The following is a 20,414-nucleotide window of genomic DNA, read 5'->3' as shown; positions in this document are numbered from 1 at the left end:
CGGGCTCAAGCCGGAATCCCCCGGCATCACCAAGGTCCGCAGGGGGCCGGACGGAGAGTTGCTGATCGACGGCGACTGAGCAGCTACGCCAGCCCCCACCCGGTCGGACGCGCGGCGAACACGCCTGCACCCGCGGCTTCGCCCCTGCCCTGCCCCTACGCCTCTCGCCCGCCCCGATCTCCCGGCGCCGCGCTGCATGCGCGCGGCGATTGTGCGCCACCGTTGCGCGCCTTGCCCGAATCCCGGCTGGTCAGTACACTCGCATGACTTTGTAGCCCTCCCGACCCATGGCCGCCAGCGCAAGCACCCGCCCCATCGAATTCCGTAACACCACGCTGGGCGTCACCGTCGCAGTGCTGCAGGCCGCCGAGCCTGCCGAGCTTGCAGATGCCCTGCACAAGATGCTTGGCGGAATGCCCGATTTCTTCAATGGCGAAGCCGTGGTGCTCGACTGCGGCGGTCTCGCCAGCACGACCCAGCGCCTCGACTGGCCCGGCCTGCAATCGCTGCTGCGCCGCTACCGCCTGCAACCGATCGGCGTGACGCGACTGGCCGAAGCGCATCACGACGACGCCCGCCGCGCCGGCCTGGCACTGCTCGACGGCGCCCTGAGCGGCGCCCGGCCCCCCGCCGAGAACAGCACCGCCCCGGCACCCACACCCAAGCCGGTAGCCGATGCGCCGGCCCCGGCACCCGCTGCGCAGCCCGCCCCGAACGCCACGATGTTCATCGACCGCCCCCTGCGCTCCGGGCAGCAGATCTATGCCCGCGGCGCCGATCTCGTGCTGCTCGGCGGCGTAAGCCCGGGCGCAGAAGTCATTGCCGACGGCAGCATCCACTGCTACGGTCCGTTGCGCGGTCGCGCGATCGCAGGCGCGCAGGGCGACCATGCGGCGCGCATTATGAGCAGCAATTTCGGCCCGGAGCTGGTGTCGATCGCGGGCGTGTACCGCACATTCGAGCGCGGCATCCCGGAATCCTTCGCCGGCAGACCCACCCTGGTGCGGCTGACCGGCGCCGAGCATACACTCAACCTCGAAGCGCTGAAGCTCGACTGAGCCAGCTGCACCATATCCACAAGGGGAAACCGTGAGAGTCATCGTCGTTACGTCCGGCAAAGGTGGCGTCGGCAAGACCACCACCAGCGCAGCCTTCGCATCCGGCCTTGCCCTGCGCGGCTTCAAGACCGCGGTCATCGACTTCGACGTCGGCCTGCGCAACCTCGACCTGATCATGGGTTGCGAGCGCCGCGTGGTCTACGATCTGGTCAACGTGGTCAATGGCGAAGCCCGCCTCAACCAGGCCCTGATCAAGGACAAGCACTGCGAAAACCTCTTCATCCTCCCCGCCTCGCAGACGCGCGACAAGGACGCGCTGACCGAGGAAGGCGTGGAGAAGGTGCTGCAGGAACTCGAGCACATGGGCTTCGATTACGTAGTGTGCGACTCCCCCGCCGGCATCGAGCGCGGTGCCGTGATGGCACTGACCTTCGCCGACGAGGCGATCGTCACCACCAACCCCGAGGTGTCCTCGGTACGCGACTCCGACCGCATCCTCGGCATCCTGCAGAGCAAATCGAAGCGCGCGCGCGACGGCGGCGAGCCGGTCAAGGAGCACCTGCTCATCACGCGCTACTCGCCCAAGCGCGTCGAAGAAGGCGAGATGCTGTCGTACAAGGACGTGCAGGAACTGCTGCGCGTGCAGTTGATCGGCGTCATTCCCGAGTCCGAATCCGTCCTGCACGCATCCAACCAAGGCACGCCGGCCATCCACCTCAAGGGCACCGATGTCGCCGAGGCCTATGCGGACGTGGTCAGCCGCTTCCTGGGCGAGGACCGCCCGCTGCGCTTCGTCAACTACGAGAAGCCCGGCCTGATGAAGCGCCTGTTCGGAGGGAAGTGACATGTCCTTCCTGTCCAAACTCTTCGGCGAAAAGAAGAAGACCGCGGAGATTGCGAAGAACCGCCTCTCCCTGCTCATCGCCCACGAGCGCGCCGGCGGCACGCCAACCGTCGACTTCCTCCCCGCCCTGCAGCGCGAGCTGATCGAAGTCATCTCGAAGTACGTCGCCGTCAACCCGGACGACATCAAGGTCCAGCTCGACAAGCAGGACAACATGGACGTGCTCGAGGTCAACATCGTGCTGCCGGAGCAGAACCGCTAAGCAACGGGCGCCCGGGTGATGAAATTGGTAACCATAGCGGACTTAAAATCCGCCGGCGCAAGCCTTACGGGTTCGAGTCCCGTCCCGGGTACCATTAAGAAACAACGGCTTGCGTAGCGCCATCGGGCGTCGGCCCGGTTTGATCGAGTTTTTTGCTGCATTTTTGCTGCAATCGATCAGAGGTCGCTACACCTGTCTTCTCATTATCGGAGCAGGAGACACGGCAAGAGTTGTCAAGCTGGGCCCATATATCACTCCGCATTTGTTGCGGTCGGTCGATTTCAGGCTGCCCGTATCCACTCCGCAATCGTCGCCGTCGTCGGAATCCGCCCTGACGAAACTAGCTTGCCACCGATCACCAGCCCCGGGGTCTTGAGCACGTCATGGGCGAGGATCTCGTCCATGGCGGTGACCTTCAGGATTTTGGCTTCGATCCCCGTCGTGGCAAGGGCTTCGCGAACGAGTTCTTCCAGCTTGCGGCAGTTGGCGCAGCCAGGGCCGAGCACCTTGATTTCGAGCATGATCAGACTCCTTTCAGTGAAGACGCGTGGCGGCTCGCGACCGATAGCAGCACCGCCAGCAGCGCGATGAAGCCCACGAGGTAGAGCGCGAGCATGAGCAGTGAGGCGCCGTCGATCCAGGCGCCGTAGATGAGGCCGGCGGCGGCACTGAAGAGCGCCACCAGCCCGACGTAGGTAAAGGTCTTCTTGCGACCGATGATCGCCGAGATGATCAGGATGCTCTGCAGCGACAGCTCGGGGTCGGACATCAGGTAGGCGAGCAGCGGGCCGCGATGCATGCCGAGTTCTAGGAACATCTTTGCGATCGGCACCTCGACCAGGGTCGGGAAGTACATGAACACGCCGAACACCACGCCCGCCAGGTTGCCGGTGAGCGAGTTGGTGCCTGCCAGCATCTGGATCCATTCGGGGCGGATCAGCACGCGGATCATGCCGACGATGAACACGCCCACGACCAGCAGCGGAAAGATCTGCTTCACGAAGCGCCAGGACTCCCACAGCCAGTCGCGCAGCTCGTCCTCGTTCAGACGGTGACGGACGATGTGGCTCAGCACCGCGAGCGCGGCGGCAACGCCGAAGAACTTGCCGGTGAGACCGACGCGGAGCCCGCCTTCCACCGGCTGCACCGCCAGCGCGGCCACCAGCAAGGTCGCCGCGATCAGTGCGAGACTGATCCAGGTCCATGCATTGGCACCGTCGGCGATGTTATCCAGCCCTCGCCAGGCGGCGAAGCCGATCGCGCCGAGCAGCCCGATCAGCACCACGCCCTGCAGCGACACGCCCTCCTCGCCCCTGCCGGCGTCGTAGGGCACCAGGCGGTCGAGCACGGCCTGCCAGCCTTGCGCGTCGGCGAGCGGCAGCCTGACGTCGAAATACGTCCCGGTCAGCACGTCGAGCTTCAGCGTTCCCGCCAGCAACAGCGCCACCCAGACGAACAGGAAGACCAGCGCCATCCGCCCCATCCCGGCGCCCTGGGCACCGAAGGCGGTGTCGGTGGCACGGTCATGCGCGGCGTCGTCGCTGCGAAAGATCAAGGCCATGATCAGGCCGATGCCGATGCCGAAAGTCAGCGAGAGCAGGAAGCGCGCGATGGCAAGATCAGAGCCTATGATGCCACCGGTGTAGACCAGCGCCAGGATGTTGGCCGCCGGGGCGAAGAACAGGAAGGTGATCGCAGGTCCGAGCCCCGCCCCTTTCTTGTAGATGCCGGCGAAGAGCGGAACGATGGTGCACGAGCACACCGCAAGCAAGGACCCAGCGGCAGCTGCAGCGGGATACGACACCGCCTTGCGCGAGTTGCGTCCGAGGAAGCGGGTGACGGTTTCCTTGGGAATCAGCGCCGACATCGCGCCGGCGATGAAGAACGCGGGCAGCAGGCAGAGCAGAACATGCGCTGCGAGATAGGCGGCAAGGTTGCCCATACCACCGTACAGGACGGGCATCACCCAGGAAAGCACCATGTCCATTTCACCCACTCCAGCAAGAAATCCTGCAGTCTGATATCCGCTCGACTCGACCCACAGGCGATACCTGATCAGCCGTTCCGCCGTCGACAACTAGCCTCACCGATGAAGACGTTGAAATGCTGAAAAGGATGCAGGGGTCAGCCGAGCGGTGGGCGCGGTACGAAACAACAGACCTTCCCATCCTCATCGAGCTGGACCTGGCAGGCAGTCAGCAGCTGCGCTCGAAGCCGCTGCCGCGCGCGTCGCACGCGCGACTTGGCACCCGGCAGCGACAGGCCCTTGAGCTCGGCGAAGGCCTGCTGAGTCATTCCGTCAATGTCACAGCACTCAAGCGCCTCGCGGTCTTCAGCCGCAAGCTCACTCAGCACGCGCGGCAGGCAGGCGGACAGCCGGTCGACCGGCGCGAGTTCGCTTTCAGCCTCGTCAAATGCGACGAGGTTGTCGGGCAAGGGCTCACTGGCGTGCGCGCGCCGGGCATTGTCGATCACGATATTGCGCGCCACCTCGAACAGCCAGGCGCGCGGATTGGTCACAGCGCAAAAGCGCTCGCGCTGACGCACCGCCCTCAGGAACAGATCATGGAGCACATCCTCGGCCTCGGCCGGCTGGCGGAGGCGATGCCGCAGGTAGCGCAAGAGCTCGGCTTCATGCGCCGACCAAGCCTCAAGCAAGCATGGGACCGTCACGCGTGCCCTCCTCGCATCGTCAGATCGACTTCTGATTCACCCGCGCCGACAACTCGGCCGCGCTCTCCTTGCGCTCGCTGTAGCGATCGACCAGGTAGGGCGCGATGTCGCGCGTCAGCAGCGTGAACTTCACCAGTTCCTCCATCACGTCCACAACGCGGTCGTAATAGGCCGAAGGCTTCATGCGGTCCCGGTCGTCGAACTCGAGGAAAGCCTTCGCAACTGACGACTGGTTGGGGATGGTCAGCATCCGCATCCAGCGCCCGAGCACGCGCATCTGGTTCACCGCGTTGAAGGACTGCGAGCCACCGCAGACCTGCATCACTGCCAGCGTCTTGCCCTGGGTCGGACGCACGGCGCCGACCGACAGCGGAATCCAGTCGATCTGCGCCTTCATGATGCCGGTCATCGCGCCGTGGCGCTCAGGCGAGCACCACACCATGCCCTCGGCCCACTGCGTGAGCGCGCGCAACTCGACCACCTTGGGGTGGGTGTCGGGGGCATCGTCGGGCAGCGGCAAGCCGCTGGGATTGAAGATGCGTGTCTCTGCGCCCATGGCGCGCAGCAGGCGTGCAGCTTCTTCTGTCAGCAGGCGGCTGAAAGAGCGTGTGCGTAGCGAACCGTAGAGCAGCGCGATGCGTGGCGGATGGGCGGACGGTTGCTGAACCTGCAATCGCGCGGGATCTGGCACGCGGAACAGCGCGGCGTCGATGTTGGACAGATCAGGCACGGAAGTGCCGGGCAGCGACTCAGACACGACGCCCCTCCGCATCGATCACCTGCTCGCCGTCCTCCTTGGCAAAGGCGCCGCGCTGCGGCTGCGGCAGGATGTCGAGCACGACTTCGGAGGGCCGGCAAAGGCGCGTGCCGAGCGGGGTGACGACGATCGGGCGGTTGATCAGAATGGGGTGGGCGATCATTGCATCGATCAGCTCGTCCTCGGTCTTCGCCGGGTCGTCAAGGCCGAGTTCGGTGAAGAGCGTCTCCTTGGCGCGCATGATGCCGCGCACGCCGAGACCGGCAGCCGCGATCAGCGCAACCAGCGTTTCACGGGTGGGCGGCGTCTTGAGGTACTCAATGACGTCCGGCTCAACCCCGCTGTTGCGGATCATCGCCAGGGTGTTACGCGAGGTGCCACAGCGCGAGTTGTGGTAGATCGTGATATCGCTCATGTCTGTCCTTGTTCAGTTGCGGCGCGCCTCGGCGGCACCGGGAAACCAGTATCGGGTGCGGTTGACGATGGCCACCAGCGAGAGCATCACCGGCACCTCCACCAGCACGCCAACCACCGTGGCGAGCGCCGCGCCCGAGTTCAGCCCGAACAGCGAGATCGCCACCGCCACCGCCAGCTCGAAGAAGTTGGATGTACCGATCAGGCAGGCCGGCCCCGCCACGTTGTGCGGCAGCTTCATCGCCTTCGCGGCGACATAGGCGATCAGGAAGATGCCGTAGCTCTGCACCAGCAGCGGCACCGCGATCAGGCCGATCACCAGTGGTTGCGCCACGATCGTACGTGCCTGGAAACCGAACAGCAGCACCACGGTGGCGATCAGACCGACGATGGACCAGGGCTTCAGCCGGCCGACGAATTCAGCGACTGCCTGTGCCGAACGGCGTTCGAGCACGTGCCGGGTCGCCATGCCGGCCACGAGCGGCAGCACCACGTAGAGCACCGTCGACAGCAGCAGCGTCTCCCACGGCACCGTGAGATCGGTGACACCGAGCAGGAAGGCGGCGATCGGGGCGAAGGCGAACACCATGATGAGGTCGTTCACCGACACCTGCACCAGGGTGTAGTTGGGATCGCCCTTCACCAGCTGGCTCCACACGAACACCATCGCGGTGCACGGCGCCACGCCGAGCAGGATCATGCCGGCGATGTACTCGCTGGCCGAAGCCGGATCGACCCAGGGCGCGAACAGATGCTGGAAGAACAGCACGCCGAGCGCCGCCATCGTGAAGGGCTTGATCAGCCAATTGACCACCAGGGTCAGGAGCAGGCCCTGCGGCTTCTTGCCGACGTCCTTCACCGCATGCCAGTCGATCTGGATCATCATCGGGTAGATCATCACCCAGATGAACACGGCCACCACCAGATTGACCTGGGCGAACTCGAGGCCGGCGATGGCTTGGAACGCGCCCGGCGCGACCAGCCCCAGGCCGACGCCGGCGAGAATCCCCAGCCCGACCCAGACCGTCAGGTAACGTTCGAACAGCCCCATCTCAGCCCTCTGTCGGCGTCTGGCCGATATGGTCAAGTGGGGACCGGCGCGGCTTGGCCGAGCGCAGAAAGAGCACGTTGTAGATCTTGTCGGACATTGGAGGCCTATCTGTCGTTATGAGCCCGGGCTGGGCGATCGTTCAGCTCAGCAATTCAGTCCCGAAGCACAGGCATCGACGCCGCACAGCTCGGGCATGCCGGTGCAGCACTCTTCGGTGAGGTAGGCGATCAGTTCGCGCATCAGCGCCATGTTGGCGCGGTAGCGCTGGAAGCGGCCCTCCTGTTCCGCCGACACCAGGCCGGCGTGGGTCAGCGTCTTGAGGTGGAAGGACAGATTCGTGGGCGGGACGTCGAGCGCGGCCGACAGCTCGCCCGCCACCATGCCCGCAGGGCCGACTCGCACGAGCAGGCGGAAGACGTCCAGGCGGATGCCCGAGGACAGGGCCTCGAAGATCGGCAGTGCGGCGTTCTTTTCCATATTTTGTTCTCCGGGTCCATCGCTCAGGGCGCCGCTCAGGGCCCCACCTAGGCGGCATCGTGACGGGGCGGCATCACCATCCAGCAGATCAGCAGCATCACCTACGAACCGACGAGCGCATCGGAAGCAATTATAATGATACTTATAGAACTCTTGAAACGTAGAGGCGAGCATGTAAGGACAGAGTGAAGCTCTCGTGACGAACCAGGGCCGCCCGCCTCGCCAACTACGAAGAGTTGCATCGGGGGAACGTGAGCCGGGCGTATTTGCGCCTTGAAGCCGCGCAGTGAGCATGGGCATGGACTCAGCCGATTTCAGCTTCACCCGGCAGGTTGGTGCGCTCGACTTGGCCACTGCGATCAACCACGGTTGCGACTGCCGAAGCCTCGACCCTGAGCGCTTGCGCCAGCAGCTCGAGGCCGAGCCGAGCCTGCTCGGCCTCGCGGCAGAGATCGGTCGCAGCCGGCCGCATCTGTTCTCGGCGACCGCCGTATTCATTGCGCCCGAAACGCTCCTGGCCATTGAAGTAACCGTCCGAGCAACCCCGCCCCCCCGCCCCCCCGGCGGAGCCGGCGACTTCAGAGATCGACGACGTGCCTGAGCAGCCCGAATGACACGCGCCAGCCAGGCTCGTTTTCGCAGTCGACGCTGGCTGTCTTCTGGTTGATGCGCACGATGGTGCCGATGCGCGTTTGCAGGTGGCGGTCCTCGAAGCTGACGCGGTCGCCGACGCGGAAGTCCTCTCGGGTGGGGCGTTGGGTGGGCTTGGCTGTGGGCACCTGAGGCGCGGCGCGGCTGTCGGCGGGGAGCTCGATCGCCGCGTAGGGCAGCGTCCAGGTCGCGCGGGTGGCGTCGTCCTGCACCGTGACTTGAGTGTCCTTCATCGCCACCACGGTGCCGCTGCGCAGTTGCAGCGCAGCGCCCGGCGCTTTCCCGTCCACGAAACGCACCCGTTGTCCCAGGTGCAGATGCAGCCGGATCTGCACGATTCGCGACGGGTCCGACATCAGGCGCTCGATCACGCGCGACAGATGGAACAGTTCGAGCGAGCTTGCGCGGTTGAGGGCTTCGAGGGTGGCGGGGTCCATCAGGGCGCGGGCTTCCAGTTCATCGGCAGCAGTTCATCGAGCCGGTCCATGCGGTGGTCAGGCAGGCGCGTGAGCACATCCTTCAGGTAGGCGTAGGGCTCAACGCCGTTCAAGCGCGCGGTTTCGATCAGCGAGAGTGCCACGGCGGCGGCCCGTCCGCCACGTGGGCTGCCGGCAAACAGCCAGTTCTTCCTCGAGATCGCCACCGGTCGCATCGCGCGCTCGGCGGTGTTGTTATCCGGCGCGAGGAGACCGCTGTCGGCAAACACGGTGAGCGCTGTCCAGTTCGACAGCGCATAGGCAAATGCGCGCCCCAGCGGCGAGCGCGGCAGCAGCGTCGGGTGGTGATGGGTGAGCCAGCGGTGGAACGCGGTCAGCACTCGCCGGGTGCGCCCTTGGCGCACGCGCAGGCGCACGTCCGGGTCAGCCTCGACCAGGCGACGCTCGATGCGGTAGATCAGCCCGATGAAGCGCAACGCGTCATCGGCCAGCCCGGGTGGCGCCCCCTTGGGGGCTGCCTTGGCCACATCGAAGAACTTGCGCCGCACATGTGCCCAGCACGCCACGTGGGTGACGCCCTCGCGGAAGCTGGCGCGGTAGCCGCTGTAGTCGTCGGCCTGCAGGTAGCCGCGCCACGCGCCCAGGATCCGGCGCGGATGCGTCCCGGATCGATCGGCCGTGAAGTCGTAGAGTGCGGCCGGGGCCACTTTCTGCCACTGCCCCTCGTCGTCCTTCTTCTGCCCGCCGGCCAGATAGACCCACATGCGGGCGGTGATCGTCTTGCCCGGTGCCTGAAGGGCCAGCGTGGTGTCGTCGGTGAAGATCACCGGGCTCGAGAGCACGTGGCGTTGCAGGGCCGGCATCAACACCGCAAGCAACTCGGTCGCATCGAGCACCCAGTCGCACAGCGTCTGACGCGACAGAGCGACGCCTTGGCGCGCGAAGATCCGCGACTGGCGCGCGAGCGGGCAGTGATCGAGGTACTTCGAGACCATCACGTGGGCGAGCAGCCCCGCGCCGGCGTTGCTTCTGGGCAGGGGCGAACCCTGGGCAGTGGCGGTGCGCACGGTACTGCGGCCGTCGGCGCTCTCGCAGCGGTACTTCAAGCGCACGTTCTGGATCACTTCGAGCCGGGCGGGAATGTACTCGAGCAACTCCGAGACCTCCTCGCCGATACGCTCGAGCGCGGTGTATCCGGCCTTCTCGGCATCGGAGAGGTCGTGCTCGACGCGCCGGCGCGGCAGATCCGGGCTGATCGCTGGCCGCCCGCCCTTGCGTCGGGTGTGGGCGCCGACCTCGCGACGCTCCTCACTCGGTACGGGAATCTGCACCGGGTCGGCCCACAGCTCTGCCTGCCCGAGGTGGATTACCTCGCTGCGCGGTCCGAACAAGCGCCGCCGCAACTCGGCCAGTTGGTGGCGCAGGGTGTCGAGTTGGGCGTCGAACTGCGCACGCATCGCCTGCATCTGCTGCCCCAGTTCGAGCACCAGATCCTGCAGCGGAGCAAGCTCCGTGGGCAGGCTGGCGCGATCGATCGGGACAGGCAGGTTCATAGATCAAAGAATGCCAGCACCGGCACCTCGGGTGAATGCGGTGAATCACCGATTGCCCACGCAGCCGCGATTTACCCCACGACGCTGGCCGCCACCGGCGCCAGGCGGCGTGTTCGCGACAGATCGATGCCATCGAGCCAGGCCAGCAACTCGCTCATCGCCAGGCCGTCACCCGACAGCCGCGCGGGGTCGGTGAAACGCCCGCGCTCCAGGCGCTTGTACAGCACCCAGAACCCATGACGGTCCCACACCAGCAGCTTGGCCTTGTCGCGACGCCGGCCGATGAACACGAACACCTGGCCCGAGAGCGGGTTCATGCCCATGCAGCGCGACACGATCTGCGCGAGCGCATCGATCGACTTCCTCATGTCGACCGCCTCGCTATAGACGTGGGCACGGATCGCCGAGGACAGGATCACGGCAGTCGCGCCAGCACGCGGTCGAGCACCTGCCGCGCAGCCGCGCCATGCAGACGCAGCGTCATCGATTCGGGCAGCACCACTTCGAGCTCCACCGTATCGGGTTGCACACTCGGGGCTGCCTGCGCGAGCGCGATGAAGCGACCGCCGGCTTCGCCCACCTCCAACCCTGCCTCGGCAGCGGCCAGGCGGTTGATGCGGTGGCGGAACGTCGACAGCGCCAGGCCGGTGGCCTGGCAATACTGCGGAATGCTCAAGCCTTGCCGGCGCCGCTGCTGCTCATGCGCGCGCCAGAATGCATCGTCCCGGTGTACGCGCCGCTGTACGGCCACCTCGCCACGGCGCTGAGCCGGTAGCTCTGCCTGCGCCATCAGTCTCTCCTGCTCCATCGTCGTTCTCCCGAAGTGAGTTCGGAGATGCAACGATCGATGATTCAGCTCTGATCGGGAACTACGGGGTTGCTCGGACGGTTACAGTGGTCGGCCTGTGCCTGGGCACCTACGTGCTCGCCTACGCCGGCTTGCTCGACGGCCGACGGGCCTCGACCCACTGGGAGTTCGAGCAGGATTTTCTGGCGCGCTTTCCGCAGGTGCGACTGGACTCCACCGTGTTCTACCGGATGCAGCCGGACACACGCGCCTCGATCCGCGGCTCGGCCTTTTCAGCCATCGTTCAGGATGGGCTGCGACAATCCTCCTCCAATAACCTCGAGGAGAAACTGAATCATGAGAACCCCCTTTCGCCTTGCACTGTCGGGAGTCACCGTGGCAGCCGCTCTCTTCGCCTTTGGCGCAAGTGCGACCGAGCGGCCTCGGCTGGATGAGATCCGTCATTTGCGCGAGACCGGCCGTATCATGGCTGCCGAGGATGTTTTGGCCCGTAGCCGTAGCGTTCAGCCTGGCCAGGTCGTGGGCCTGGAACTTGAGCACGAGGACGGGCGCTGGATCTACGAGGTCAAGCTTATCGACGAGCGCAACCGGGTGCACGAACTTGAATTAGACGCCGCCAGCGGTGAAGTTCTGGAACGCAAGGAGAAGTGATCGATGCGCCTGCTCGTGGTTGAGGATGATCCGCCGCTCGGTGAGCGCCTACGCACCCGGCTTGTCGCCGAAGGCTACGCGGTCGACCTCGCACGCGACGGCATCGACGGCGCTCATCTGGGCGCGACTGAACCCTACGACGCGGTGATCCTCGACCTCGGTCTGCCCGGGAAGCCCGGGCTCACGGTGTTGCGCGAGTGGCGCGCGGCGGCGAACCGTGTGCCCGTCCTGATCCTCACCGCTCGCGACGGCTGGGCAGAGCGCGTCGAGGGCCTGCAGGCGGGCGCCGACGACTATCTGGGCAAGCCCTTCCATATCGAAGAGCTCCTCGCGCGCATCCAGGCGCTGCTGCGCCGTGCGGCGCCGGTACCCGACACCGAGCTGCGCACGGGCGATTGGCGGCTGGACGAGGCGCGCCAGTGCCTGGTCGATCGCAGCGGCAACGAGCAGGCGCTGACCGCCACCGAGTTCCGCCTGCTGCGCTACTTCATGCGCCATCCCGACGAGGTACTGTCGAAGACGCGGCTGTCCGAGCACGTGTATGACTACGACGCCGAGCGTGACAGCAACGTCATCGAGGTCTACGTCCGGCGCCTGCGCGGCCTGCTCGGTAACGAGCGCATCGAGACCCGACGCGGGCAGGGCTATGTGTTCCGCAGCGGCGACTGAGGTGCGCGTTAGAGGGCAAGCCGAAAGATGAACTCGATCCGCCGCCACCTCTCGCTCACGCTCGCTCTGGTGCTGCTTGCCGCGGGCGTGCTGCTGGCCTTTGCGCTGCGCGACTTTCCGCGCAGCATGGTGGAGGAGCATGTGCTTGCTCGCCTGGATCACGACGCCGACCTGCTCTACGTGCATCTGCTTGATGCGCTCGTGCGCCAGGATGGCGAGGCTGCCCTGGAGTCCAGCCTGCTCGCCGCAGCCGGGCCGGGCTACGACCTGCCCCTGTCAGGGCACTACTTCGTGGTGCGCCTCGGCGAGCGGCAGTGGCGCTCACGTTCGACCTGGGACGCGGACCTCGATCTGCTGGCCGGTATGGAAGACGGCACGCCGCGGCGGCTCGCGGGCCCCGCGGGACAAGCGCTGCTGATGGTCGCAAAGCGTTTTCCAGACAGCGCCGACGGCCGTGTGGTGAGTATCGCTCTCGCCGAGGACGTCGCCGCGATCGACGCCGCGATCGCGGCCTTCCGCGTGCAGGCGCTGACCGTGCTCTGGCTGGCGTTGATCGCGATGCTGGTGCTGCAGCGGCGCGTGCTGCTGCGCGGGCTGGCGCCGCTGGACGAGGCGGTTGATGCCTGCCGGCGGTTGGAGCGTGGCGAGGCCGTGCAGTTTGAGACCAATGCGCCTGCCGAGGTGCGGCCGCTGCTCGGTGCGGTCGAGCGCCTGTCGCACCACCAAGCCCAGCGGCTCGGGCGTATCCGGCACGCCGCGGGCAATCTCTCCCACGCTCTCAAGACGCCGCTCGCGGTGCTTGGCCAGAGCGCGGATGCGCTCGCCACGCGCGGTGACGAGGATGGCGCGGCAGCGATCCGCGCCCAGCTCGAGGCCATGCGTGCGACCATCGAGCGCGAGCTGCGCCGCGCCCGCCTCGCTGGTGGCGGCGCGAGCGGGGCCGGCTTCGCGCTGCGCAAGCAGCTCGGCGCGCTAATCGAAGTGTTACAGCGCTTGCACGCTGGGCGCGGCATTCGTATCGAACTCGAGGCCGACGAGCGCAGCTGGCCGGTGGACCGCGAAGACATGCTGGAGCTCTTCGGCAATTTGCTCGACAACGCCTGCAAGTGGGCGCGCACGCGGGTGCGGGTGATGGTGGTGCCCGGTCCCGATACTGCGCGGCTCACGTTCAGTGTGGAGGACGACGGCCCCGGCGTGCCACCCGAACTGCTTGACTGCCTCGGCACCGCCGGCCTGCGCGTCGACGAGTCTCGCCCCGGCCACGGCCTCGGCTTGGCGATCGTCGGCGACATCGTCGCCCAGTACAGCGGCACTGTCCGCTTCGAACGCGGACGTGTGCTCGGTGGCCTGCGCGTGGACGTCGAGCTACCACTGCGCGGTTGAGCACGGTGCTCAAAAACATGGCAGTGCCGCTACGGGCGGCATGGTATGGCGCGGAGGTTTTTCCATCGAGGCATGGAACCTTTTGCGCGGCGCTTCGTTTCACTGTGCAGGAAGGCGATTCCGCCCCCCGAACCCACGACGAAAGGACCCCCTCGACATGCAATCCCGTTCCACCCTCCGCCTACTGGCCTTTAGCGCCGTCGCGATCCTCGCTGGCCTTCTTTCGACCTCCCCCGCCGTGGCGGCCGACAGCCATCGCCATGACAACCACGCCGCGGTCCTCCAGCTCGACCATGGCGCCAGATGGCAGACCGACGCCGCGCTCCGGACCGGCATGGAGGCGATCCGCGACGCGCTCGCGCGGGCCATCCCGCAGGTGCATGCGGGGCGCTTCGATTCAGCGCAATATCGTGCGCTGGCCGAAGGGGTCGAAGGACAGGTCGGCTACATCGTGCAGAACTGCAAGCTGAAGCCCGAGGCGGACGAGGTGCTGCACGCGATCATCGCCAGGCTCGGCCAGGGCGTCGAGGTGATCGGCGGCCACGCCGCCGGAACGGAACCGGAGCAGGGCGTCGTCCACCTCGCGCAGACCCTCGACGACTACGCCGCGCACTTCGACCACCCGGGCTGGAAGGGGCTGGAGACCGGACACTGATTCGACAGCGGCAGCGGGGGAAGGCCTGGTGACGGATCTCCCGCGCGCATGATCGGCGAGCACCCGAGCAGCGCGGCGGACGCGGGCGAGGCGGGCGAGCTCGACCGCGCCCGCGCTGGCGACGTGGCCGCCTTCGGCGCGCTCGTCCGTCGCCATCAGGAGCAAGTGTTCCGCTTCCTCCACCGAATGCTCGATGCCCGCGAGGAGGCGAAGGAGCTGACCCAGGACGTCTTCGTCAAGGCCTGGCAGGCCCTGCCCGGCTGGCGCCCCGAGGCAGCCTTCTCCACCTGGCTGCTGCAGATCGCGCGCAACGCGGCGCTCGACCAGTTGCGTCGCCGGCAGGTGGTGCGCTTCGCGCCGCTGGAGGAAGGCCTGGAGGTCGCCGACGAGGCCCCGGGGCCGGAGGCCCGCTATGCCAGCCGACAACGCCAGGCCCAGCTCGAGCGCGCGCTGCGGCGGCTCGCCGCCGAGCACCGCGAGATCCTGCTGCTGCGCGAGGTCGAGGGCCTCGCCTACGGCGAGTTGGCCAGTGTCCTCGGGATCGCCGAGGGCACGGTGAAATCCCGTCTCGCGCGCGCACGTCGCGCCTTGCTCGAACACTTCGACCCGCACACCGGAGCCTTCCATGAATAGGAATTCCCCCCCGGGGCCGTGCCCTGCCGACGAAGCGCTGTCGGCCCTCGTCGATGCGGCCCTGCCCTCCGAGGCCGGCGCGGAACTGATCGCGCACTGCGCGGGTTGCCCGCGCTGCACGAGCCGGCTCGCCGAATTGCGCGCCCTGCGCGACGCCTTCGCGGCGCTCCCCGCCATCCGCCTCGAGGTCGATCTCGCCGCGCAGCTGGTCGACCGCCTGCAGGCGGGCGCGTCGCCGTCCGCACGCAAGCACGCATCAGGCCCATGGTGGCTGTGCTGGGTGGATCGACTCCGCCCGCCGATGCCCTGGCGCCTCGGCCTCTCGCAGTTCGCCGGATCCGCTGCGGCCGTCGGGCTCGGGCTGTGGCTGGGCGGGATGCTGATGGAGCTCGAAGCGCCGCGGTCGCCGCCGGCCGCGAACACGACGCTGGCCGCCATGAGCGTGTTCGGCTCCGTCCCACCGGGAAATCTCTGTCCGCGGGCCGGGGCCTGCGGCGCAAGCGGGAGCGCGCGATGAAAACCTCCAAGCCTGGAATGGCGCTGCTGCTGTTGGTCGCGCTCAACCTCGGCGTGCTCGGCGCCGTGCTGCTGGATCGACTCGGGCCGGGCGCCTCCTCCACGCCGGCGCCGCCCCTTCATCGGGTTTTGGCGCTCGACGAGGCGCAGCGCGCCCGCTGGGAGGAGGTCGAAGCGCCCTTCCTGCAGCAGTTCGAGGCGGCCGCCGTCCGCCTGGAGGGTCACCGCCACGCCCTCGTCGAAGCCCTCTTCGCCGAGTCGATCGACCCGCTGCGCATCGAAGCCGAGCGTGCGGCGATCGCCGAGCTGCAGCAGGCCCAGCAGCGTCTGATCATCGAGCAGCTGATCGCCGAGCGCGCGATCCTCAACGCGCGCCAGCGCGAGCAACTGCTCGGTCTGCTCCTTGCCCAGCCGCCGGCACGCACCACGGTCGAGGACCTGCACGCACGCCCGGAGCGCTAGCGCATCTCGAACGCCTCCTGGTGGAAGCGCGCGCCGCCCATGCCGAGTCCGCGCAGTCCCTCGCGCAGGCTGGTGGCGAGGCCGCGCGGCCCGCAGAACCAGATCTCCGGCGGCGCGCCCGCGCGCGGGCGGTCGCGCAGCGTTGCCGCGGTGAGGCGCTCGTTGCGTGCACCGCTGATCACGTGCAGGCGCACCGTGGGCAGGTTCGCGCACAAGACCTGGAGACGGACAACGAAGGGGTCGGTCTCATGCTCGCGCACGCTGTAGTAGAAATCGACGTCCGGCGCCTGCTCCGGCGTCGCCTTCAGCGCCTCGAGCCAGGCGAGGAAGGGGGTCACGCCGATGCCGCCGGCGATCCAGACCTGCTTTCGCCCGTCCCGCGACTGCGGCAGATCGAAGCAACCGTAGGGGCCTTCGATCTGCATGGGCTGACCGGGCTGCAGGCGCCGGGCAAGGCCGCGGGTGTAGTCGCCCAGGGCCTTGATCTCGAAGCGCACCCGGCGGTCGCCGCGGTCGGCGCCGGCGATCGTGAAGGGATGCGCGCCCTCCAGGCGGTCGAAGGTGGCGAACGCGAACTGGCCGGGACGATGTCCGCGCCAGCCCTCGTCCAGTCGGCAGACCACCTCGGTGACGCCCGCGCCGGACTCGCGGACCCACTCCACCACGCCGGCGACGCGGCGGCCCTGGCCGATGCGACCGGCCAGCACCAACACGCTGGCGACGCTGCCGGCGGCGATCAGGCTTCCGAGCAGCACGCCGACCGGTTGCGTCCAGTAGTCGAGCGGCGCGAGGAAGGCGGCATGGAAGGCGAGCGCCAGGTACAGCACCGGCATGACCTTATGCACGTAGCGCCAGACCCGGAACGGGAAACGCTTCCACAGCGTCAGCACCAGCATCGCCAGCAGCGCGTAGATCGCGAACTCACCCAGTTCTTCGGCGACGTCGCGCATGGCTTCGAGGAAGCCGCCGCCGTGATCCTTGGGCAGGCGCCCCTCGCGCCCCCACAGCGCCTTGATGAGCTCGTCCGACATCTCTACCAGCCAGTGCAGCGCCGCGAAGCCGATCGCGAGGATGCCGGCCCACTTGTGCACGCGGTAGATGCGGTCCATGCCGCCGAAGGGCCGCTCCAGCCAGGCCGGACGGGTGGCGAGCATCATCGCCAGCGACATCAGCGCGAAGGACCACAGCCCGGTGAGCATCAGGGCGTGCTCGCGCACCGCCCAGGGATTGCGCGGCGCGCTGGCGACGGCAACGGTCGCCGACAGCATTTCCCAGCCCCAGGTCAGGCCGACCAAGGCGATGAAGGCGGACAGAAAGCGTTTCATGACCCGGTCCCTCCTTCAGTCGTCCTCGAAGTAGCCCTTCGCGGCGTCGATGTGGCACGCGGTGCAGTTGGCCTTGCTGCCGACGTCCTTGCGGGTCCAGTCGGAGCGCGGGACCTCGTCGTGCTCGTGCACCCACTTCGGCAGTTCGGTGATGCGCAGGGGGGCATCGCCGGGGCGCAGGCCGCGCAGCAGCTTGCCCGGCTGTCCGCCGACGTCGCCGGCGTGCTCGACCAGGTAGCGGGTGATCGCGGCGGTGGTGTCGGCATCGACACTGGCGTCGTCGCCAAAATGATTTTCCAGTTCGCCCATCATGCGTCTCCACGACGCTGCGGGCAGCATCGACGCAGGGAAGGCGATGTGGCAGCTCGCGCACTCCTGCACGGTGAGCGGGTCGGTGACCGGCGGATAGAAGTCGTCGTCGCCGGCCTGGGCGCGGCCGAGCAGCATGAGGGTCACGGCGATCGCGGCGACACCGAGGGCGAGGGGGCGAAGGGCAAGGGTGTTCATGGCGGGTCTCCTGGGCGGTGCTTACTGGGTGCTCATCCAGGCGAGCCAGTCGCCCTTCTCGCGTGCGCTGCACTCGCGGCCGAGCACCTCGTTGCAGTTGCGCTTGAACCATTTTTCGACCTTCGCCGGATCGCCGTAGCGTGTGGCCGACACCGATACCGCCATCGGCTCGATGGCCTTGCCGCTGCGAGTCTGGCCGGCTGCGCGCGCGTTCTCGCCATGGCAGGAGGTGCAGGCGGGCGTGTCGGGCTTGCCGAGGCCGTAGCGGGTGCGGTGCAGGGCTTCGCCGCGTGCGACGGAAAAACCGGCGAAGGCGGGGTCGGCGGCGCGCGCCTCGACGGCGTAGCGCTCCAGGAGAGCGGCGCTCGGGGCGGCGAGCGCCCCGGCACTGGCGGCGAGGCCGCACAGCAGGGCAAGCGCGCGGAGTTTGCTGTTCATGGTTCGTTCCTTGATCCGGGCTGATGAATCGACCGGACGGGCATCGCGGATGCCATTCGTCCGGAATCGCGAGCCCAGTGTGCAAGCGCGCCACTGAATCGAACCTGAACGGAGAAAGCGCGTGCGCCAAGGAGCGGCGGAGGCGGGCGCCGATGCGCCCGCGCGCTGCCCGCGCTCAGCGCATGTCGAAGAGTTCCTGGTGGAAGTCGGCCGCCGGCAGGCCCCGGGCGACGAAGCCCTCGCGCAGGGCCTGGCCGAAACGGCCGGGTCCGCAGAACCAGACGTCCGCCTCGGCCCATCCCGGCACCGTGTCGCAGATGCGCGCCACGTCGAGGCGGCCGTCGCGCGCGCTCACCAGCACGTGCAGCCTCACGCCCGCCGCCTGCGCATCGCGCTGCAGGCGGGCGATGAAGCCCTCGTCGGGTTCGGCGGTGCTGTAGAACAGATCGACCTCGCGCCCGTCGGGCACCACCGCGAGCGCCTTCATGCGGGCGATGAAGGGCGTGATGCCGATGCCGCCGCCGACCCAGATCTGCCGGCGCTTTCCCCCGACGCTGCCGCTGGCGAAATCGAAGCGGCCATAGGGGCCTTCGACGGTGACGAGGTCGCCGACGCGGAGCAGCTCGGACAGGCGGGCGGTGTAGTCGCCGATGCCCTTGATCAGGAAGAACAGGCGGCCGTCCCCCTTCCAGCCCGAGGAGATGGTGAAGGGGTGCGCGCCTTCGTCCGTCGAAAAGGTGACGAAGGCGAACTGCCCGGCTTCGTGCCCCGGCCATCGGTCCTTGAAGCGGATCGCCACCTTGAGCACGCGGTTGTCGGGGAAGGGCACCAGCTCCTCGATCTCGCCCACCGCCTTGCGCCGATGGCCGACGCGTCCGGACAGGGACACCACGGCGGCGACGCTGCCGCCGGCCATCAGCACGGCGAGCACGATGCCCATCGGCTGCGCCCAGTAGGCAAAGGGCGTCAGCAGCACCGAGTGGAAGACCAGCGCGAGGTAGGCGAGGGCCAGCAGGCGGTGGGTCTTGAAGAACAGACGGTACGGAAAGCGCTTGGCGAGCGCGATCACGATCAGCACCACCGCGGCGTAGAAGGCCCACTCGCCGACCGATTCCGCCAGGCCGCGCTGGGCGCGGAAGAAGCTCTCGACGGGGTCGGTGAGCGTCGGCTTCGGCCCCCGCTCGGGCTTCACCAGCCAGCCCCAGCCCACCGCCCACTTGGTGCCCTGCGCCCACAGCCAGTGGATCACCGCGAACACCAGGCCGGTGATGCCCAGCCACTTGTGCAGGCGATAGGTCTTGTCGAGCCCGTCGAGCAGCGGCTCGACCAGCACCGGACGCAGCGCCAGGATCATGCCCACGCTCATGACGCCGATGCCGATCACGCCGGTGTAGTTGATCGCCACCGTGCGCAGGGCGAAGTATTCGTAGCCGGCGGGCAGCAGCGGATCGGCCATCCACCACAGCAGGCTGAGCAGCAGCAGGAGCGCCGCGTACGCAAACCGGATGTTCTTCATCATGCTCTCCGTTCGATCGCATTTCGGCGCCCGCACCGAGGCGCGGCCAGCGTGCCTCGTCGAGCGCCACCTCCCGCTAGTATCCGCGCCGAGCCCGCCGCCGGCCTTGTCGCCGGACAAGGCCGGTGCGCATCGCATGGCGACGCCGCCCCGGGGCCGGCCATTCAGGTCCGCTTAAGGATCGCGGCCCCATGCTGCGGGTTGTCCCGAACACGGAGCCTTTCCAATGATGACCAAGAGCTTGATTTCGACGCTGCTGCTGGCGCTTGCCGCCGGGATCGCCACCCACGCCCGCGCCGCCGGGGACGAACCGACGGCGCTGTCGCCGCAGGCCTGCCAAGCGCTGCACCAGGAGCTCGATGCCATGGCGGCCCACGTGCGCGCGGCGCGCGCGAGCGGCGCCGCAGAGGCGGACGCACCCTACCCAGCGCTGGCGCAGGCGCTGGAGACCCACCTCGATGCCTTGAAGGCCGGCCTGCCGACGCCGGCGACACAGCGCGCGCAGGCTGGCGAGTTGTTGAGCGACATGCGCGACGCCCTGGTCCTGGTGCGCGGCTCCACCCACCTCGAAGCCCGCCTGCTCGCGGTGCAGCGCCTCGAGGACGATCGACGGCTCTACAATCGCGTCCTGGAGACCCTGGCGTGCTCCGCCACCCGACCCACCGCCCTGTGAC

Annotated in this window: 27 protein-coding genes and 1 tRNA gene; 12 read left to right on the top strand and 16 right to left on the bottom strand. The window is 67.8% G+C overall.

What is annotated here, in order from left to right:
• Positions 1 to 287 precede the first annotated feature (287 nt).
• From minC to ACNKW1_RS00395, 4 genes are all read left to right on the top strand, one after another.
• Positions 288 to 1,058 carry a septum site-determining protein MinC gene (gene minC / locus ACNKW1_RS00410; RefSeq protein WP_418362638.1) on the top strand — a complete coding sequence of 257 codons (771 nt, stop codon included), beginning with the start codon at positions 288 to 290 and terminating at the stop codon, positions 1,056 to 1,058.
• 31 nt (positions 1,059 to 1,089) lie between these two features.
• Positions 1,090 to 1,902 carry a septum site-determining protein MinD gene (minD, locus tag ACNKW1_RS00405; RefSeq protein WP_418362637.1) on the top strand — a complete coding sequence of 271 codons (813 nt, stop codon included), beginning with the start codon at positions 1,090 to 1,092 and terminating at the stop codon, positions 1,900 to 1,902.
• 1 nt (position 1,903) lies between these two features.
• The gene (gene minE / locus ACNKW1_RS00400; protein ID WP_418362636.1) at positions 1,904 to 2,164 is read left to right on the top strand and encodes a cell division topological specificity factor MinE; all 261 of its coding nucleotides are present in this window, start codon (positions 1,904 to 1,906) and stop codon (positions 2,162 to 2,164) included.
• 9 nt (positions 2,165 to 2,173) lie between these two features.
• Positions 2,174 to 2,258 (top strand) — tRNA-Leu (locus ACNKW1_RS00395).
• 187 nt (positions 2,259 to 2,445) lie between these two features.
• Here the strand turns inward: ACNKW1_RS00395 and ACNKW1_RS00390 are convergent.
• From ACNKW1_RS00390 to tnpA, 12 genes are all read right to left on the bottom strand, one after another.
• Positions 2,446 to 2,685 carry a thioredoxin family protein gene (locus tag ACNKW1_RS00390; RefSeq protein WP_418362635.1) on the bottom strand — a complete coding sequence of 80 codons (240 nt, stop codon included), beginning with the start codon at positions 2,683 to 2,685 and terminating at the stop codon, positions 2,446 to 2,448.
• 2 nt (positions 2,686 to 2,687) lie between these two features.
• The gene (locus ACNKW1_RS00385) at positions 2,688 to 4,151 is read right to left on the bottom strand and encodes a permease (RefSeq protein WP_418362634.1); all 1,464 of its coding nucleotides are present in this window, start codon (positions 4,149 to 4,151) and stop codon (positions 2,688 to 2,690) included.
• Positions 4,152 to 4,288: 137 nt separating this feature from the next.
• Positions 4,289 to 4,837, bottom strand: coding sequence for a sigma-70 family RNA polymerase sigma factor (locus ACNKW1_RS00380; RefSeq protein WP_038012257.1), 549 nt, complete (start codon positions 4,835 to 4,837; stop codon positions 4,289 to 4,291).
• 19 nt (positions 4,838 to 4,856) lie between these two features.
• The gene (gene arsH / locus ACNKW1_RS00375) at positions 4,857 to 5,609 is read right to left on the bottom strand and encodes an arsenical resistance protein ArsH (RefSeq protein ID WP_051019166.1); all 753 of its coding nucleotides are present in this window, start codon (positions 5,607 to 5,609) and stop codon (positions 4,857 to 4,859) included.
• A complete protein-coding gene (arsC, locus tag ACNKW1_RS00370; RefSeq protein WP_004291318.1) occupies positions 5,587 to 6,009 on the bottom strand; it encodes an arsenate reductase (glutaredoxin) in 423 nt (140 codons plus the stop codon). The genes arsH and arsC overlap by 23 nt, the downstream gene beginning before the upstream one ends.
• 12 nt (positions 6,010 to 6,021) lie before the next feature.
• Positions 6,022 to 7,059 (bottom strand): ACR3 family arsenite efflux transporter, encoded by a 1,038-nt coding sequence (gene arsB, locus ACNKW1_RS00365; protein WP_418362633.1) that lies wholly within the window; start codon positions 7,057 to 7,059, stop codon positions 6,022 to 6,024.
• Positions 7,060 to 7,203: 144 nt separating this feature from the next.
• On the bottom strand, positions 7,204 to 7,536 hold the full coding sequence (locus ACNKW1_RS00360; RefSeq protein WP_418362632.1) for an ArsR/SmtB family transcription factor: 333 nt from the start codon (positions 7,534 to 7,536) through the stop codon (positions 7,204 to 7,206).
• A gap of 304 nt (positions 7,537 to 7,840) precedes the next feature.
• Complete coding sequence (locus ACNKW1_RS00355; protein ID WP_418362631.1) at positions 7,841 to 8,008, bottom strand: hypothetical protein; 168 nt, start codon at positions 8,006 to 8,008, stop codon at positions 7,841 to 7,843.
• Between the two features lie 106 nt (positions 8,009 to 8,114).
• The gene (locus ACNKW1_RS00350; protein ID WP_418362630.1) at positions 8,115 to 8,624 is read right to left on the bottom strand and encodes a hypothetical protein; all 510 of its coding nucleotides are present in this window, start codon (positions 8,622 to 8,624) and stop codon (positions 8,115 to 8,117) included.
• Positions 8,624 to 10,177: an IS66 family transposase gene (tnpC, locus tag ACNKW1_RS00345; RefSeq protein WP_418362629.1), complete on the bottom strand. Its 1,554-nt coding sequence runs from the start codon at positions 10,175 to 10,177 to the stop codon at positions 8,624 to 8,626. Before tnpC ends, ACNKW1_RS00350 begins: the two co-directional genes overlap by 1 nt.
• Before the next feature lie 71 nt (positions 10,178 to 10,248).
• A complete protein-coding gene (gene tnpB, locus ACNKW1_RS00340) occupies positions 10,249 to 10,596 on the bottom strand; it encodes an IS66 family insertion sequence element accessory protein TnpB (RefSeq protein WP_418362628.1) in 348 nt (115 codons plus the stop codon).
• The gene (gene tnpA, locus ACNKW1_RS00335; protein WP_418362627.1) at positions 10,593 to 10,985 is read right to left on the bottom strand and encodes an IS66 family insertion sequence element accessory protein TnpA; all 393 of its coding nucleotides are present in this window, start codon (positions 10,983 to 10,985) and stop codon (positions 10,593 to 10,595) included. The genes tnpB and tnpA overlap by 4 nt, the downstream gene beginning before the upstream one ends.
• Before the next feature lie 336 nt (positions 10,986 to 11,321).
• On the opposite strand from tnpA, the gene ACNKW1_RS00330 reads away from it, so the two are divergent.
• The 7 genes from ACNKW1_RS00330 to ACNKW1_RS00300 all read left to right on the top strand — a co-directional run bounded on the left by ACNKW1_RS00330 (position 11,322) and on the right by ACNKW1_RS00300 (position 15,954).
• Positions 11,322 to 11,636 (top strand): PepSY domain-containing protein, encoded by a 315-nt coding sequence (locus ACNKW1_RS00330; protein WP_418362626.1) that lies wholly within the window; start codon positions 11,322 to 11,324, stop codon positions 11,634 to 11,636.
• A 3-nt stretch (positions 11,637 to 11,639) separates the two neighbouring features.
• Positions 11,640 to 12,305, top strand: a complete 666-nt coding sequence (locus ACNKW1_RS00325) for a response regulator transcription factor (RefSeq protein WP_418362625.1) — start codon at positions 11,640 to 11,642, stop codon at positions 12,303 to 12,305.
• A gap of 27 nt (positions 12,306 to 12,332) precedes the next feature.
• Positions 12,333 to 13,688 (top strand): sensor histidine kinase, encoded by a 1,356-nt coding sequence (locus tag ACNKW1_RS00320; RefSeq protein WP_418362624.1) that lies wholly within the window; start codon positions 12,333 to 12,335, stop codon positions 13,686 to 13,688.
• A 157-nt stretch (positions 13,689 to 13,845) separates the two neighbouring features.
• Positions 13,846 to 14,343, top strand: coding sequence for a hypothetical protein (locus ACNKW1_RS00315; RefSeq protein ID WP_418362623.1), 498 nt, complete (start codon positions 13,846 to 13,848; stop codon positions 14,341 to 14,343).
• Positions 14,344 to 14,391: 48 nt separating this feature from the next.
• Positions 14,392 to 14,976, top strand: a complete 585-nt coding sequence (locus ACNKW1_RS00310) for an RNA polymerase sigma factor (RefSeq protein WP_418362622.1) — start codon at positions 14,392 to 14,394, stop codon at positions 14,974 to 14,976.
• Entirely contained in the window at positions 14,969 to 15,493 is a 525-nt protein-coding gene (locus ACNKW1_RS00305) for an anti-sigma factor family protein (RefSeq protein ID WP_418362621.1), read from the top strand. The genes ACNKW1_RS00310 and ACNKW1_RS00305 overlap by 8 nt, the downstream gene beginning before the upstream one ends.
• The gene (locus ACNKW1_RS00300; protein WP_418362620.1) at positions 15,490 to 15,954 is read left to right on the top strand and encodes a periplasmic heavy metal sensor; all 465 of its coding nucleotides are present in this window, start codon (positions 15,490 to 15,492) and stop codon (positions 15,952 to 15,954) included. The genes ACNKW1_RS00305 and ACNKW1_RS00300 overlap by 4 nt, the downstream gene beginning before the upstream one ends.
• Here the strand turns inward: ACNKW1_RS00300 and ACNKW1_RS00295 are convergent.
• From ACNKW1_RS00295 to ACNKW1_RS00280, 4 genes are all read right to left on the bottom strand, one after another.
• Positions 15,951 to 17,279, bottom strand: coding sequence for a ferric reductase-like transmembrane domain-containing protein (locus tag ACNKW1_RS00295; protein WP_418362619.1), 1,329 nt, complete (start codon positions 17,277 to 17,279; stop codon positions 15,951 to 15,953). The genes ACNKW1_RS00300 and ACNKW1_RS00295 overlap by 4 nt on opposite strands.
• Positions 17,280 to 17,294: 15 nt before the next feature.
• The gene (locus ACNKW1_RS00290) at positions 17,295 to 17,786 is read right to left on the bottom strand and encodes a diheme cytochrome c (RefSeq protein ID WP_418362618.1); all 492 of its coding nucleotides are present in this window, start codon (positions 17,784 to 17,786) and stop codon (positions 17,295 to 17,297) included.
• A 21-nt stretch (positions 17,787 to 17,807) separates the two neighbouring features.
• Entirely contained in the window at positions 17,808 to 18,224 is a 417-nt protein-coding gene (locus tag ACNKW1_RS00285; RefSeq protein WP_418362617.1) for a DUF1924 domain-containing protein, read from the bottom strand.
• Between the two features lie 175 nt (positions 18,225 to 18,399).
• A complete protein-coding gene (locus ACNKW1_RS00280; RefSeq protein ID WP_418363337.1) occupies positions 18,400 to 19,740 on the bottom strand; it encodes a ferric reductase-like transmembrane domain-containing protein in 1,341 nt (446 codons plus the stop codon).
• 226 nt (positions 19,741 to 19,966) lie between these two features.
• Here ACNKW1_RS00280 and ACNKW1_RS00275 point away from each other — a divergent pair, with 226 nt between their 5' ends.
• The gene (locus tag ACNKW1_RS00275; protein WP_418362616.1) at positions 19,967 to 20,413 is read left to right on the top strand and encodes a hypothetical protein; all 447 of its coding nucleotides are present in this window, start codon (positions 19,967 to 19,969) and stop codon (positions 20,411 to 20,413) included.
• Position 20,414 lies beyond the last annotated feature (1 nt).

The organism is Thauera sp. WH-2, assembly GCF_048321015.1.
Classification (GTDB): Bacteria; Pseudomonadota; Gammaproteobacteria; order Burkholderiales; family Rhodocyclaceae; genus Thauera.
This window is presented reverse-complemented; position numbering and strand designations above follow the sequence as displayed.

Coding starts and splice junctions, on each gene's coding strand:
- minC (WP_418362638.1), top strand. CDS start 288: ATGGCCGCCAGCGCAAGCACCCGCCCCATCGAATTCCGTAACACCACG.
- minE (WP_418362636.1), top strand. CDS start 1,904: ATGTCCTTCCTGTCCAAACTCTTCGGCGAAAAGAAGAAGACCGCGGAG.
- ACNKW1_RS00390 (WP_418362635.1), bottom strand. CDS start 2,685: ATGCTCGAAATCAAGGTGCTCGGCCCTGGCTGCGCCAACTGCCGCAAG.
- ACNKW1_RS00385 (WP_418362634.1), bottom strand. CDS start 4,151: ATGGACATGGTGCTTTCCTGGGTGATGCCCGTCCTGTACGGTGGTATG.
- arsH (WP_051019166.1), bottom strand. CDS start 5,609: ATGCGGAGGGGCGTCGTGTCTGAGTCGCTGCCCGGCACTTCCGTGCCT.
- arsC (WP_004291318.1), bottom strand. CDS start 6,009: ATGAGCGATATCACGATCTACCACAACTCGCGCTGTGGCACCTCGCGT.
- arsB (WP_418362633.1), bottom strand. CDS start 7,059: ATGGGGCTGTTCGAACGTTACCTGACGGTCTGGGTCGGGCTGGGGATT.
- ACNKW1_RS00360 (WP_418362632.1), bottom strand. CDS start 7,536: ATGGAAAAGAACGCCGCACTGCCGATCTTCGAGGCCCTGTCCTCGGGC.
- ACNKW1_RS00355 (WP_418362631.1), bottom strand. CDS start 8,008: ATGCGGCCGGCTGCGACCGATCTCTGCCGCGAGGCCGAGCAGGCTCGG.
- ACNKW1_RS00350 (WP_418362630.1), bottom strand. CDS start 8,624: ATGGACCCCGCCACCCTCGAAGCCCTCAACCGCGCAAGCTCGCTCGAA.
- tnpC (WP_418362629.1), bottom strand. CDS start 10,177: ATGAACCTGCCTGTCCCGATCGATCGCGCCAGCCTGCCCACGGAGCTT.
- tnpA (WP_418362627.1), bottom strand. CDS start 10,985: ATGGAGCAGGAGAGACTGATGGCGCAGGCAGAGCTACCGGCTCAGCGC.
- ACNKW1_RS00330 (WP_418362626.1), top strand. CDS start 11,322: ATGAGAACCCCCTTTCGCCTTGCACTGTCGGGAGTCACCGTGGCAGCC.
- ACNKW1_RS00325 (WP_418362625.1), top strand. CDS start 11,640: ATGCGCCTGCTCGTGGTTGAGGATGATCCGCCGCTCGGTGAGCGCCTA.
- ACNKW1_RS00320 (WP_418362624.1), top strand. CDS start 12,333: ATGAACTCGATCCGCCGCCACCTCTCGCTCACGCTCGCTCTGGTGCTG.
- ACNKW1_RS00315 (WP_418362623.1), top strand. CDS start 13,846: ATGCAATCCCGTTCCACCCTCCGCCTACTGGCCTTTAGCGCCGTCGCG.
- ACNKW1_RS00310 (WP_418362622.1), top strand. CDS start 14,392: ATGATCGGCGAGCACCCGAGCAGCGCGGCGGACGCGGGCGAGGCGGGC.
- ACNKW1_RS00305 (WP_418362621.1), top strand. CDS start 14,969: ATGAATAGGAATTCCCCCCCGGGGCCGTGCCCTGCCGACGAAGCGCTG.
- ACNKW1_RS00300 (WP_418362620.1), top strand. CDS start 15,490: ATGAAAACCTCCAAGCCTGGAATGGCGCTGCTGCTGTTGGTCGCGCTC.
- ACNKW1_RS00295 (WP_418362619.1), bottom strand. CDS start 17,279: ATGAAACGCTTTCTGTCCGCCTTCATCGCCTTGGTCGGCCTGACCTGG.
- ACNKW1_RS00290 (WP_418362618.1), bottom strand. CDS start 17,786: ATGAACACCCTTGCCCTTCGCCCCCTCGCCCTCGGTGTCGCCGCGATC.
- ACNKW1_RS00285 (WP_418362617.1), bottom strand. CDS start 18,224: ATGAACAGCAAACTCCGCGCGCTTGCCCTGCTGTGCGGCCTCGCCGCC.
- ACNKW1_RS00280 (WP_418363337.1), bottom strand. CDS start 19,740: ATGAAGAACATCCGGTTTGCGTACGCGGCGCTCCTGCTGCTGCTCAGC.
- ACNKW1_RS00275 (WP_418362616.1), top strand. CDS start 19,967: ATGATGACCAAGAGCTTGATTTCGACGCTGCTGCTGGCGCTTGCCGCC.